This is a genomic window from Kitasatospora sp. NPDC096140 (assembly GCF_040303045.1).
Taxonomy (GTDB): Bacteria; Actinomycetota; Actinomycetes; order Streptomycetales; family Streptomycetaceae; genus Kitasatospora.
Genome location: NZ_JBEOUW010000010.1, coordinates 174,570 through 188,060 on the forward strand (window position 1 = coordinate 174,570; position 13,491 = coordinate 188,060).

The window sequence follows — 13,491 nt, forward strand, 5'->3', positions numbered from 1 at the left end:
CCGGGGGCGCCGGGTCAGCTCACGCCGGCGCCGGCCTTGGTGCGGAAGGCGGTGATCGTGGCGGCCGGGACGCCGCAGGCGGGGAGGAAGGAGGCGGCGCCGCCGTGGTGGGTGCGGACGCGGTCGAGGAAGACGGACATGGCCTCGGCCGGGGCCTCCAGCAGGGGCGCGGGGATGGTGAGGTGGCGGCCCTGGGAGTCGGTGACGCGGGAGGGGGAGTAATCGTTGAGCGCGGCGCGGTGGCGTTCGGCGAGGCCCGCGAAGATCTGCGGGAGGGCGTCGGCGGTGCGGGCGTAGTCGGCGACGATGCGGTCCGCGGAGGCGCCCAGGAGGTCGAGGAGCAGGGCGGTCAGCAGGCCGGTGCGGTCCTTGCCCGCCGCGCAGTGCAGCAGGACGGCGCCGGGGCGGACGGTGGCCTCGACGGCGGCGGCGACCGCCTCGGGGGCGGACTCGGCCAGCAGCACGTAGAAGTCGCCGAGGTCGGCGGCCGTGGCCATGGTGCTCATCCGCGCGGTGAGGGCGTCGGCGGCGGGGTTCACCGGGGCCGCGACGACGGCTATCCCGGCGGCCTCGGCGGCGGCCCAGTCGGCGGGGTCGGTCTCCCGCAGGTCGCGCAGGTCGACGATCGTACGGATGTCGCAGGCGCGCAGCTGGGCGACGGTGGCCTCGTCGGCAGCCGGGAACGGCTGGGCGGAGCGGTACAGCACGCCGGGGCGGACCCGACGGCCCTCGGGGTCGCCGAGGACGGCGGCGTCGCGGAAGTTGACCAGGGACATGCGTGAGGCCTTTCGGTGGAGCCGCGCTCGGGAGGGGTGGGGCATCCGGACGGACATCTAGACGTCTAGATGTCTAACCCCTCCGGGGGTCGCCGGGCAAGCGGCGGCCGACGGCGCTCCCTCCATCCCACCCCCGTCCGTGCGCCGGGGCGACCCGGAAGGGGCGGCGGATCCGGTCGGCGGGCTCGGGGCGACATTTCCGGGCGGCGGGCTCGGGGCGGCGGGCTTCGTAGGATCGACCGTGTGGCGACCAACCCTCCGAGCACCCCGAGCACCCCGCTGTACCGCCGCCTCGCGCGACGGCTCCAGGAGCGCATCGACGCCGGCACGTACCCGGCGGGCGCCCGGCTGCCGAGCGAGCCGGAGCTGAGCACCGAGTTCGGCGTGAACCGCTTGACCGTGCGGCAGGCGGTCGCCGAGCTGGAGCGGGCGGCCGTGGTGGAGATCCGCCGGGGCGTGGGCACCTTCGTCCGCCCGCCCGCCGTCCGCGTGTCGATCACCGTGGACCCGCGCAGCCAGCGCTTCGACCTCGGCAGCGTCCACGCCGCCCTGCCCGCCGGCAGCCACGGCCCCGGCCGGGACGGCGACGAGGGCGGCGATCGGGACGGCGGCCCGGACGGCGCTCAGGACGACGGCGAGTTCGTCGTCGCCGCGCCGCCCGTCACCGGCGCGGCGGAGGACGCGGAGGCGGCCCGCCAGCTGGGGCGTGAGCCCGGCGAGCTGTCCCGGGTGGACTCGGTGATCCGGCTGGGCGGCCGGGCCCGGGCCGCCTGCAGCTACTGGGTCCCGTTCGGCCCGCTGCCCGACGAGCTGGTCCGGCCCGGGCGCCCCGGGAACCTCGTGCTGGACCTGGCGCGCGCCGCCGGCGTGGAGCTGGAGTACGACTGGCGGGCCTTCGGCGCGGTCGGCGCGGACCTCGCCGACGCCGAACTGCTGGGCGTCCCGCCGGGCACCGCACTGCTGGTCCGCGAAGGCGTCAGCTGCACCCCGGACGGCACCCCGGCCCTGTACGTGCGGCGGCGGATCGACGGCAGCAGCGCCCGGTTCGTGCTGCACTTCCGCGACCGCTAGCGCGGGCTCCCGGGCGGGCGGTGCCGAGGGGCGCAGGCCGGGCGGCGCAGGGACCCGCGCGTGCGGCGGCACCGGCCTCCGGCCGTATCGATCCTGCTAGTGTTCAGCGCCGAATCACCAGGTCGTTCGGGGGATGGCAGGACAAGGTGACCGAGGGGATCGAGCACGACATACCCACCGAGCTGGCCGAGGCCTACCTCGTCCTGCTCGCCGACGTCTCCCGCACCGGCCGGCTGCTGCGCCGCGACGAGCTGGAGGGTCTGCGCAGGCTCGGCGAGCACTGCGCGGAGGCCGGGTACGGGCTGCGCGAGGTGGTGTCGCACTGCCTGGCGGCTGCCCGCCGGGCCTGGCAGACGCTGCCCGGAACGGCCTCGGCGACCAGCGTCAACGAACTGCGCCGGATGGGCGACGCCGTGCTCGCCGCCACCGACGCCGCACTCGCCGCACTCGGCGAGGGGCACGAGCGCGCGCAGCGACTGGCGGTCCGTCAGGAGGAGGCGGCCAGGCGGGAGTTCATCGACGACCTGCTGTTCGGCCGCAGCGACCTCGGCCTGCTCGCCGAGCGCGCGGAGCGGTTCGGGCTGCGGCTGGCGGGTGCGTACACGGTGGCGGTCGCGGTGGGCGACGAGCCCTTCGCGGACGTGCACCCGATGGTGCACCGGGTGGAGCGGGAACTGGCCGGGCGGTTCGGCGAGCGGGACGTCCTGCTGGCCGGCAAGGACGGCCGGCTGGTCTGCATAGCCCCGGACTCCGAGCGGGCCGTGCTGGAGGCCTTCGCCGATCTGACGCTGCGCCCGGGCTCCGGCTACCGCCCGGTGCAGCGGGTGGCCACCGGCCGTCGGCACTCGGGGCCGAGCGGGGTCCTGCGCAGCTACGAGGAGGCGCTGGACGCGCTGGACTACGCGCAGCGCCTGAACCTGCCGACCCGGCAGCTGAAGGCCGAGGAACTGCTGGTCTTCCCGGTGCTGATGCGCGACCGGGCGGCCATGGCGGACCTGGTGCGCAGCGTGCTCGGCCCGCTGACCGAGGCGCGCGGCGGCGCCCGCCCCCTGCTGGACACCATCGCGGTGCAGGCGGAGGCCGCGTACGTGAACGCGGAGGCGGCGCGGCGGCTGGGGCTGAGCGTGCGGACGCTGGGCTACCGGCTGGAGCGGATCAAGGCGCTCACGGGGTACGACCCGTCGGACGCGCTGCAGCGCTTCACGCTGGAGACCGCGGCGATGGGCGCGCGGCTGCTGAACTGGCCGGAGCAGCCGCTCTAGGCCCGGCGTCGAGCCCGTCATCGAACGCTCGCCGAACCCGCCCGCCGGACGCTCGCCGAGCCCGTTCGCCAAACCCGCGCGGGCCCGCTGCGACCGTCCGGCGGCCGTTCTGTTGCCCGGCTGTTGCAGTGTCACGTGGGTCGCGCGTACCAGGGTGTCAAAGAGCCGTAAAGATTGCCGGATCCTGGCAATGTGCGGCCGGCTCCTCCACTGCCATGATCTCCCCGGCGCCGAAGCGCGGTGCCGGGGGAAAGGCGGGGGAGCGTGGCCGGGACGGGGGAATTCTTCGCGGCCGCACTGGCCTTTCCGACCGCGCTGTTCAGCTTCGCGCTGGTGGTCGTCGTCGGGTACTGGCTGCTGATGCTGCTCGGCGGACTGGGGTTCGACGCCCTGCACGGGGGGCACGGCGTCGGGCACCACCTGGATGCCGGGCATGTCGGTCACGTCGGCCATGTCGGTCACGTCGGCCATGCGGGTCACGTCGGGCACGGTGCCGGGGGGCACGGTGCCGGGAGCCACGTGGCACACGGGGGCCACGGGGCACACGGGGCACACGGCGGGCACGGCACCGACGGGCGCGGCTCCGACGGGGGGAACGGCGGTGACGGCACCCGCACGGGGGCCGGCCACCACGGGGGCGTGCTGGACGCGCTCGGGCTGGGCGGCGTGCCCGTGACGGTGGCGGTTTCGCTGCTGGTCGCGCTCGCCTGGTTCGTCAGCCTGGCCGGCACCGTGCTCACCTCGGGGGCGCCGGCGCGCGGTGGAGTGTTCGCCGTCGCGCTGGTCGCCTCCTGGGCGGGCACCAGGGTGCTCGTCAAGCCGCTGCGGCGGCTCTTCCCGCAGGACCGGCCGACCACCCGGGGGGACTTCGTCGGCCGGGTCTGCGTGATCCGGACCGGCCGGGTGACGGCCGACTTCGGGCAGGCCGAGGTCACCGCCGAGGACGGCTCCACCGCGACCGTCCAGGTCCGCACGACCACCCCGGAACCCGAGCTGACCGTCGGGCGGACCGCCCTGATCTTCGACTACGACGCCGAGGGCGAGCACTTCCTGGTGGCGCCCTTCGACCCGTCGCCGCCGGGCCTCACCTGACGGCCCGAGCCCGACGGCCGAGCCCGACAGCCGAACCTGTCGGCCCGGACCCGACGGCCCGGACCCGCCGGATCCCGTCCGGCGCTCCCCGTCGGTTCACTTCCCCAACTCTCCTGTTCGCACCGTCTCGCCATCGTCAAAGGACTCCGTGATGGACACCATCGCCGTGGGTTTCGGCGTACTCGTCGCCGTCGTGCTGCTCATCGTGCTCGCCATGCTGCTCTTCGTGGGCCGCCTGTTCCAGAAGGTCGAGCAGGGCAAGGCACTGATCGTCTCCCGGACGAAGAAGGTGGACGTCACCTTCACCGGCGCGATCGTCCTACCGGTCATCCACAAGGCCGAGCTGATGGACATCACCGCCAAGACGGTGGAGATCCACCGGGCCGGCCGGGACGGCCTGATCTGCCGCGACAACATCCGCGCGGACATCCGGATCTCCTTCTTCGTCCGGGTGAACAAGACCGTCGAGGACGTCGTCAAGGTCGCGCAGTCGATCGGCACCGCCCGGGCCAGCGATCCGCAGGCGATCCAGGACTTCTTCGCGGCGAAGTTCGCCGAGGCGCTCAAGACCGTCGGCAAGCAACTGGACTTCACCGACCTGTACACCCACCGGCACGAGTTCCGGGACCAGATCATCGCGGTCATCGGCACCGACCTCAACGGCTACACGCTGGAGGACGCGGCCATCGACCACCTCGAACAGACCCCGATGAGCCAGCTGGACGGCGACAACATCCTGGACGCCCAGGGCATCCGCAAGATCACCGAGCTGACCGCGATCGAGCACGTGCGCACCAACGAGTACCAGCGCACCGAGGAGAAGGAGATCACCCGGCAGAACGTCGACGCCCGGGAGACCGTCCTGGAGCTCGAACGGCGCCAGGCCGACGCCGAGATCCGCCAGCGCCGCGAGATCGAGACCCTGCGGGCCAAGGAGGACGCGGTGATCGCCCGGGTGCAGGAGGAGGAGCGGCTCAACGCGCAGACCGCGTTCCTGCGCACCGAGGAACTGCTCGGGGTGCAGCGGGAGAACCAGGCCCGCGAGGTCGCGGTGGCGCAGAAGAACCGCGAGCGGGTGATCGCGGTGGAGAACGAGCGGATCGAGAAGGACCGCCTGCTGGAGGTCGTCGGCCGCGAGCGGGAAACCCAACTCGCCTCGATCGCCAAGGAGAAGGAGGTCGAGTCCGCCAAGCGGGACGTCGCCGACGTGGTCCGCGAGCGGGTCGCGGTGGACCGGACCGTCGCCGAGCAGGAGGAGGCCGTCAAGACGCTGCGCGCCACCGAGGAGGCCGAGCGCGTCCGCAAGGCGGTCGTCATCCAGGCCGAGGCGGAGGCCCAGGAGAAGCTTGTCAAGGACATCAAGGCCGCCGAGGCCGCCGAGCAGGCCGCCACGCACAAGGCCCGCGAGGCGCTGGTGCTGGCCGAGGCCCGGCAGCAGGCCGCCGAGCTGGACGCGGCCGCCAAGATCCGGATGGCCGAGGGCGTCCGGGCGGAGGCCGCCGCCGAGGGTCTGGCCCGCGTCCAGGTGCGGGAGCAGGAGGCCGCGGCCGTGGAGAAGGTGGGCCTCGCCGAGGCCGTCGTCCAGGCCGAGAAGGCCAAGGCCGCCGCGCTGGAGGTCGGCGCCAAGCTGAAGGCCGAGGCCGAGGGCCTGACCGAGAAGGCCGCCGCGATGGCCAAGCTGGACGAGGCCTCGCGCGAGCACGAGGAGTACCGGCTGCGGCTGGCCGCCGAGAAGGACGTCCGGCTGGCCGGGCTGGACGCGCAGCGGCAGATCGCCGAGGCGCAGGCCGCGCTGGTCGCGACCGGACTGGAGAAGGCCAAGATCGACATCGTCGGCGGGGACTCGGTCTTCTTCGACCGCCTGGTGCAGTCGGTGACGGCCGGCAAGAGCGTGGACGCCTTCGTCGGCCACTCGCAGACCGCGCAGACCCTGGCCGGCCCCTGGCTGGACGGACGGGCCGGCTTCACCGAGGACCTCACCCGGGTGCTGTCCTCGGTCTCCACCGCGGACGTGCAGAACCTGACCGTCTCCGCGCTGCTGATGCAGCTGATCGGCTCGGGCGCCGGCGCGCAGTCCGGGCAGCTGCGCCAACTCCTGGAGTCGGCACGGAAGCTGGGCATCGCCGAGACCCCGATCGGGACGCTGGCCGGTGGCGGCGCCGCGCTGAACGGCTCCAAGTAGCCTACGGCTCCGGGCGACACCGCTCCCGGCAACGGGCAGCACCCGCTCCGGGCAACGGGCAACACCGCTCCGAGCAACACCGCTCCGAGCAACGATCCGCCGAGTACCTGAGGAACTGACCGTGGACGTCCTCGACGACCGGCTCGACGCCGGCACCTACGAGGTCCTGCGCGACCGGCTCGCCCGGGCCGCCACCGAACTCGCCGACCGCGCACAGGCGTTGAACGCCCGCCGGGTCGAGGAGTTCGGCGGCGGGGAGCTGCGGCTGACCGGCACCGGGCGGCTCACCACCGCCCGGGCCTGCCTCCCGCAGGACCTCACCGCCGCCGGCGGGCTGCTCCTGCTCGGCACCCGCCCCACCGACGGCGCGGACGGCGCCGAGGACTTCGCCGACGTCCTCGGCCTCCACGGCCCCGACCTCTCCCCCGCCCCCGCCGAGGGCACCCTGCTGGACGACCCCCGGCTGTGCCAGGACCTCGCCGACCTGCGGCGCTACTTCCGCGACGCCCGCCTCGAACGCCTGCGGCCGGTGGACGGGCGGCTGCTCGCCGTCTTCCGCACCGGCCCGGCCGCCACCGACGTCCGGGTGCTGCGCTGGCGCCTCGACGACGACGCCGACGACGCCCGCCCCGCCTACCTGGACGGGCGCGGCGAGCGCGACCACACACCCGCCGACGGGCAGCAGCTCGCCTGGACCGCACTGACCCGCGACGACCACCTGCCGGCCGGCCCCGGCCGCCCGCCCCGCGCCGACCTGGCCGGAGAGCTCCACCTCGGCGTCGACGGCGGCCGGTTGACCCTCACCACCCCGGACGGCCGCGAGCTGCACCACGAGCCGCTCGCCGACGCCCTGCAGACCCTCGCCGACGCGCAGATCGCCCACACCCGCCTGGGCACCCTGCTGCTGGTGCGCGTGCGCCCGTACCAGGAGGAGGGCGTCCGGCACCTGGTGGTGCACCTGCCCACCGGCAAGGTCACCCGGATCGACGCGCTCGGCCGGGCCTGCCTGCGGCTGCCCGCCGACCAGGGCGTCGCCTTCCCCGGCGGCTGCCACCTGACGGACGGCACCGTACGCACCTTCGACCAGCCCGTGGACGGCCTGGTCCACGAGCGCACCGTCGTCTCGCCGAACGGCGAGGACGTGCTGTACGAGTTCCGCTCCCCCGCCGACGGCCGCGCCCTGCTGCAGCCGTACAACAGCGTCCGCCAGGAGGCCGCCGCCCCGCTGTCCTGCCAGGGGTACGCACTGCTCGCCGACGGCACCCTGATCGCGCTGCGCCCGGCCGAGGACGGGCCCACCCGGCTGCACCCCGTCCAGCTCTGGCAGACCCCGTTCACCAGCGAGCGCTTCGCCGCCCTACAGCCGCCCGGCACCGGGCCGTTGGCCCGCATCGGCAACGCCGACCTGGTACGCGGCCTGGCCGACTGCCTCGCGCTCGCCCGGCTGGCCGCGGCCGGCGCCGACACCCCGGCCGGCCACCGGGCCGTCCTCGCCGCCTGCACCCGCACCGCCGACCGCCACCACTGGCTCGGCCAGAGCGGCCTCGGCGACCTCGCCGCACCGCTCGCCGAGATCCGCGACACCGCCCGGCAGGTCATCGCCGAGTACGAGGCGATCGCCCAGCTCACCGCGCACGCCGCCCGGCAGACCGACGAGGCGGCCGGACACGTCGAGGGCCTGCTGCGCACCGCCCGCGGCGAGACCCTGGCCGACGCCGCCGAGTGGGTCGACCGGCTCGCCGCGCTGCGCCGCGCCCAGGGCCGGGTCGAGGCGCTGCGCGACCTGCCGCGGGCCGACCCCGAGCGGATCGACGCGCTCGCCGCTCACCTCACCGAGGGCCTGGCCGAGGCCGCCGAACGCGCCGTCGGCCGGCTGGCCGAACCCACCGCCTTCGAACCGCACCGGCAGCGGGCCGCCGAACTGGCCGAGCAGTGCGCCGTGATCGCGACCGCCGCCGAGGCCGAGCCGCTCGGCCTCGAACTGAACGCCCAGAGCGAGGCGCTGCAGACCGTCTCGGAGCTGGTCGGCACCCTCGACCTGGCCGACGCCACCACCCGCACCGCGATCCTGGACCGCCTCGCCGACGTCCTCGGGTTGCTCAACCGGGCCCGGACCGCGCTCACCGTGCGCCGCCGGGAGCTGCGCACCCGCGAGGCCGCCGCCGAGTTCGCCGCCGAGACGGCCCTGCTCGCCCAGGCCACCACCGCCGCGCTCGCCGCCGCCGACACCCCGGAGGCCTGCGACGACCAGCTCGGCCGGCTCCTGCTGCGGATCGAGCAGCTGGAGACCCGCTTCGCCGACGCCGACCCGGCCCTCGGCGAGCAGCTCGCCGACCGGCGCACCGCCATCCACGACGCGCTCACCGCCCGCCGCCAGCACCTGCTGGAGGAACGGGCCCGCCGCGCCGACCGGCTCGCCGCCTCCGCCGAGCGGATCCTCGACACCCTGCACCGGCGCCTGACCGCGCTGGACACCGCCGCCGAGATCGACGCCGCGCTCGCCGCCGACCCGACCGCCGTCAAACTCCGCGACCTCGCCGGGCAGTTGACCGCGCTCGGCGACCGGGTCCGGGCCGAGGAGCTGACCGGACGGCTGCGCGCCGCCCGCGGCCGCGCCCACCGTGCCCTGCGCGACCGCGCCGAACTCGCCGGGGACGGCCCCGGCACCCTGCGGCTGGGCCGGCACCTGTTCGCCGTCACCACCCAGCGGCCCGAACTCGCCCTCGTGCCCTGGCGCGGGCGCCCCGCCTTCACCCTCACCGGCACCGACTACCGCTCCCCCGTCACCGACCCGGCCTTCGCCGCCACCGAGCGCTACTGGGAACGCCCGCTGCCCTCGGAGACCCCGCAGCTCTACCGCGCCGAGTACCTCGCCGCCAGTCTGCTGCTGGCCGCCGAACCGGGCTCGCTCTCCGCCGACGCGGACCTGCTGGACCACGTCCGGCGAGCCGCCGAGCAGCGGCCGGACGAGGGCTACCAGCGCGGCGTGCACGACCACGACGCGGCGCTGCTGCTCCGCGCCCTGATCGAACTCGGCTCCGACGCCGGCCTGTTGCGGCACCCGGCGGCCGCCCGGGCGGCCGCGCAGGTGTACTGGGCGCACGGCGCCGACGAGCGGCAGCGGCTGCTCTGGCACACCCGGGCCCGATCGCTCGGGCTCGCCCGGCAGGCCTTCGGCGGCGTGCCGGCGCTCGACGGGCTGGCCGCCGAACTCTCGCGGGCCGTCGCGGAGTTCGACCCGGAGTCCGCCGGCCCCGGGGCGGCCGACGCCGGACCGTACCTGGTGGCCGAACTCACCGCCGAATCACCCGCGTTCGCCTACTCGGCGGGCGCGGCCGCGCTGCTCGACAAGTTCCGCGCCGCCCCCGAGTCGGCCGGCCTCACCGAGGCGCTGGCCGCCCTGCCCGACGAACCGGCGCTGCTGCCCGTACGGCGCCAGCTCGCCACCGCCTGGCTGACGGCGGGAGCCGCCGACGCCGATCCGGCCGACCTCGCCGAGGCCGCCGCCGTGCTGCTCTGCCCGTCCCTGCCGCGCCGGCCGGTGGACGCCGCCGTGGCCACCCGGCTCACCGGACTGCTCGGCGACCATCCGCGCCTGGCGGGCGGCGCGCTCGACCTCCGACTGGACGAACTGCTGGCCCGGGTCAAGGAGTTCGAGGAGGTCGAGGTGCCGGGACACCGGGCCTACCGGAAGCTGCGCGGCGAGCTCCTGGCCGCCGAGCACGCCCGGTTGCGCCTCGACCAGTACCGGCCCGCCCCGCTCAACGGCTTCGTCCGCAACCGGCTGATCGACCAGGTGTACCTGCCGCTGATCGGCGACAACCTCGCCAAGCAGCTCGGCACGGCGGAGTCCGGCGGACCGGTCGACCGCAGCGGCCTGCTGCTCCTGGTCTCCCCGCCCGGCTACGGCAAGACCACCCTCGTCGAGTACCTCGCCGAGCGGCTCGGCCTGCTGCTGGTCTCCGTCAGCGGCCCGGCGCTCGGCCACCGCGTCACCTCGCTCGACCCCGCCGAGGCGCCCGACGCCACCTCCCGGCGCGAGGTCGAGAAGCTCAACTTCGCCCTGCACGCCGGCGACAACGTGCTGCTCTACCTGGACGACGTCCAGCACACCTCGCCCGAGTTCCTGCAGCGGTTCATCCCGCTGTGCGACGCGCAGCGCCGGATCGACGGCGTCCGGGACGGCGAGGCCCGCGAGTGGGACCTGCGCGGCAAGCGCTTCGCCGTGGTGATGGCCGCCAACCCGTACACCGAGTCCGGCCGGCTCTTCCGGCTGCCCGACATGCTCGCCAACCGCGCCGACGTCTGGAACCTCGGCGACGCCGTCGCCGGGCGGGACGACCTCTTCGCGCTCAGCTTCATCGAGAACGCCCTGCCCACCAACCCCCACCTGGCCCCGCTCGCCACCGCCGAGCGCGCCGACCTGGACACCCTGCTCGCCCGTGCCACGGGCGTCCCGGGCGGTACCCTGACCGGCGCCTGGCCGGCCGCCGAGGTCGAGCGGATGACGGCCGTCCTGGCCGGCCTGCTCCACCTGCGCACCACCGTCCTGGCCGTCAACCGCGCCTACCTGGACTCCGCCGCCCAGGACGACCGCACCCGCACCGAGCCGCCGTTCCTGCTCCAGGGCTCGTACCGCAACATGGCCAAGCTCGCCCAGCGCCTCGACCCCGCCCTCACCCGGCCCGAGCTGGACGCCCTCCTCACCGACCACTACCGTGCCGAGGCCCAGCCGCTGGGCGCCGAGGCGGAGGCGCAGCTGCTGAAGCTGGCCGAGCTGCGCGGCGCCCTGACGCCGGAGCAGGCGCAGCGGTGGGAGGAGCTGAAGCGCGCCCGGCGGGGGCAGGGCCCGGGTCTCTGACGACCGGGCCTCCCCAGCCCTCAGCGACTGGCGTCGGGGCTCACTGTGCCGCCGCGTGCACCGGTCCGCTGATCAGCCGGTCGGACGACCACACAACACGCCCCACCGGGGCAACCCTCCGTGGCGCCGCCGGGTCGCGCCCGAGGCCCGCGGCTAGCGTGTCCGCATGGGCGCTCAGCAACTCGATCTGACCGGGCTGCGCCGGGTGTACGGGCGGGCCGGGAGCCGATGGTTCTACACCCGGGTGGCGCGCAACGCCCGGCACTGGGGGTGGACGGAGCCGGGGCAGTCGAAGTGGCGGCTGTGGCGGGCGCAACAGCAGCTGGAGGACGTACTGGGGCGCAAACTGGCGCTGCCGGTCGGAGCCCGGGTGCTGGACGCCGGGTGCGGGGCGGGAGTGGTGGCGCGGGCGATGGCCGCGCGCTTCGGACTGGAGGTGACCGGGGTCGACGTGCTGGACTTCCACCTCGCCGAGGCCCGTCGGCTCAGCGTCCGGGCCGCACTGGACGACCGGACCGCCTTCTCCTGGGGCGACTACCACCGGCTCCCCTTCGGGGACGACGAGTTCGACGGCGCCTACTCGATGGAGACGCTCGTCCACTCCTACGACCCGCCGCGCGCCCTGGCCGAGTTCCACCGGGTACTGCGCCCGGGCGGGCGACTGGTGCTGCTCGGCCCGATGAGCACCGTCCCGCTGGACGAACTGGAACCGGGCGCACGGGCGTTGCTCGAACCGTACCTGGACGCGATGACGATGACGGGCGCCAAGCTCTACCACGCCCGCAACCTGCCGCGACTGCTCGCCGACGCCGGGTTCGAGGTCGAGGAGGCGCTGGACGCGACGCCGTACTACACGCCCACGTCGGAGGCGGTGTACGCGTACTTCCGGCTGCCGTGGGAGGTCCTGCGGCGCTTCGGCGACCCGGCGAAGTGGCTCAACCTCCGCTCCACCGTGGAGATGTACGCCGTCCGCGAGTACATCGCCTGGTACGTCCACACCGCCGTCAAGCCGGCGCGGTGACCTCCGCCGTGGACGGGCACCCGGCGCCGCTGCCGTACCCGAGCGGCTGGTTCTGCGTCGGCCGGGCCCGGGACCTGCCGCCCGGGCGGGTACGGACGGCCCGGCTGATGGGCGAGGACGTGGTGCTGTACCGGACCCGCCGGGGCGCGGTGCGCGCGGTCGGGCCGCACTGCCCCCACCTGGGCGCGCACTTCGGCGCCGGCGGGACGGTCCGGGGCGAGGAACTGGTCTGCCCGTTCCACGGCTTCGCCTTCGGTCCGGACGGTTCGTGCACCGGGGCGCCGGACGGCACCCGGCTCCGCGCGTCGCTGACGACGCACCACCTCCGCGAACGGGACGGCGCGCTGTTCGTCTGGCGGGGCCCGGACGGGCAGCCGCCCGGATGGGAGCTGCCGCCGGCGGTCGGGGTGCGTCCGCTCGCCTGGTGGAGCGGGGAGGTGCGCTCGCACCCGCAGGAGGTGATGGAGAACAGCGTCGACTTCCGGCACGTGAGCGTGCTGCACGGCCTGGACACCCGGGAGACCGCGCCGCCGGAGGTGGACGGCCCGCTGTTCACCGTCCACCAGCGCACCACGACCCGCTTCCCGGGGCTGGGCGCGGTCAGCCTGGAGCAGCCGGTGACGCTGGCGGGGCTGGGGATGATGCGATTGACGGCCGAACTTCCGCAACTGGGCAGCACGTTGCGGGTCTGGGTGCTGGCGACACCGGTCGCGCCGTGGCGGACCAGGGTGTGGTTCGCGGCGACCGTTACGGTGCCGGTGTCGGTGCCGGCATGGGCGCCGGCATGGGCGCCGGTGTCGGCGCTGGTACCGGCGCTGGTGCCGGGGGGCGGGTCGGCGAAGGCGCTCGACCGGGCGGCGTCCTGGCTGGCGTTGCAGGCCTCGGTGCGGATCATCAAGCAGGACCGGCCGGTGCTGGCCCACAAGCGGTACCTGGAGCAGCCGCGGCTCGTCCCCGGGGAGCGCTCGATCGGACTGTTCCGCCGCTGGGCCCGGCAGTTCTACCCGGAGGCGAATCCCGCGGACTGACCCCGGCCCCGGGGCGCGGCCAGCGACTCCCACACCGGGTCGGGCAGCCCGGGGACGGACCGTCCCTCCGCCTGCCACCGCCGGGCGAGCTCGGCATAGATGGGAGCCTCCGGATCGGGTTCTCCGGGCGGCTCCAGCCCATGCAGGATCGTTTCTTCGGCCGGCCACCGCCGCGGGACCGGCATCACCCCAAATCCA

General features: G+C 75.2%; 8 protein-coding genes. 7 read left to right on the forward strand and 1 reads right to left on the reverse strand.

Annotated elements, in window-relative coordinates; genetic code table 11:
* Window positions 1–14: 14 nt before the first annotated feature.
* Entirely contained in the window at window positions 15–776 is a 762-nt protein-coding gene (locus ABT048_RS13190) for a tyrosine-protein phosphatase (RefSeq protein ID WP_350521448.1), read from the reverse strand.
* Window positions 777–1,019: 243 nt separating this feature from the next.
* Between ABT048_RS13190 and ABT048_RS13195 the strand changes: the two genes are divergently transcribed.
* The 7 genes from ABT048_RS13195 (at window position 1,020) to ABT048_RS13225 (ending at window position 13,293) form a co-directional block, all read left to right on the forward strand.
* Window positions 1,020–1,847 (forward strand): GntR family transcriptional regulator, encoded by an 828-nt coding sequence (locus ABT048_RS13195; protein ID WP_350521449.1) that lies wholly within the window; start codon window positions 1,020–1,022, stop codon window positions 1,845–1,847.
* Between the two features lie 146 nt (window positions 1,848–1,993).
* A complete protein-coding gene (locus ABT048_RS13200; protein WP_350521450.1) occupies window positions 1,994–3,109 on the forward strand; it encodes a PucR family transcriptional regulator in 1,116 nt (371 codons plus the stop codon).
* A gap of 264 nt (window positions 3,110–3,373) precedes the next feature.
* Window positions 3,374–4,201, forward strand: coding sequence for a hypothetical protein (locus ABT048_RS13205; protein ID WP_350521451.1), 828 nt, complete (start codon window positions 3,374–3,376; stop codon window positions 4,199–4,201).
* Between the two features lie 151 nt (window positions 4,202–4,352).
* Window positions 4,353–6,383: a flotillin family protein gene (locus tag ABT048_RS13210; RefSeq protein WP_350521452.1), complete on the forward strand. Its 2,031-nt coding sequence runs from the start codon at window positions 4,353–4,355 to the stop codon at window positions 6,381–6,383.
* 121 nt (window positions 6,384–6,504) lie between these two features.
* A complete protein-coding gene (locus ABT048_RS13215; protein WP_350521453.1) occupies window positions 6,505–11,244 on the forward strand; it encodes a DNA repair ATPase in 4,740 nt (1,579 codons plus the stop codon).
* A 166-nt stretch (window positions 11,245–11,410) separates the two neighbouring features.
* Window positions 11,411–12,265, forward strand: a complete 855-nt coding sequence (locus ABT048_RS13220; RefSeq protein ID WP_350521454.1) for a methyltransferase domain-containing protein — start codon at window positions 11,411–11,413, stop codon at window positions 12,263–12,265.
* Entirely contained in the window at window positions 12,262–13,293 is a 1,032-nt protein-coding gene (locus ABT048_RS13225) for an aromatic ring-hydroxylating oxygenase subunit alpha (protein WP_350521455.1), read from the forward strand. The genes ABT048_RS13220 and ABT048_RS13225 overlap by 4 nt, the downstream gene beginning before the upstream one ends.
* Window positions 13,294–13,491: the final 198 nt, after the last annotated feature.

What these genes read in the sequence shown, in the direction of transcription:
- ABT048_RS13210 (WP_350521452.1), top strand. Translation starts at nt 4,353, where the DNA reads ATGGACACCATCGCCGTGGGTTTCGGCGTACTCGTCGCCGTCGTGCTG.
- ABT048_RS13190 (WP_350521448.1), bottom strand. Translation starts at nt 776, where the DNA reads ATGTCCCTGGTCAACTTCCGCGACGCCGCCGTCCTCGGCGACCCCGAG.
- ABT048_RS13220 (WP_350521454.1), top strand. Translation starts at nt 11,411, where the DNA reads ATGGGCGCTCAGCAACTCGATCTGACCGGGCTGCGCCGGGTGTACGGG.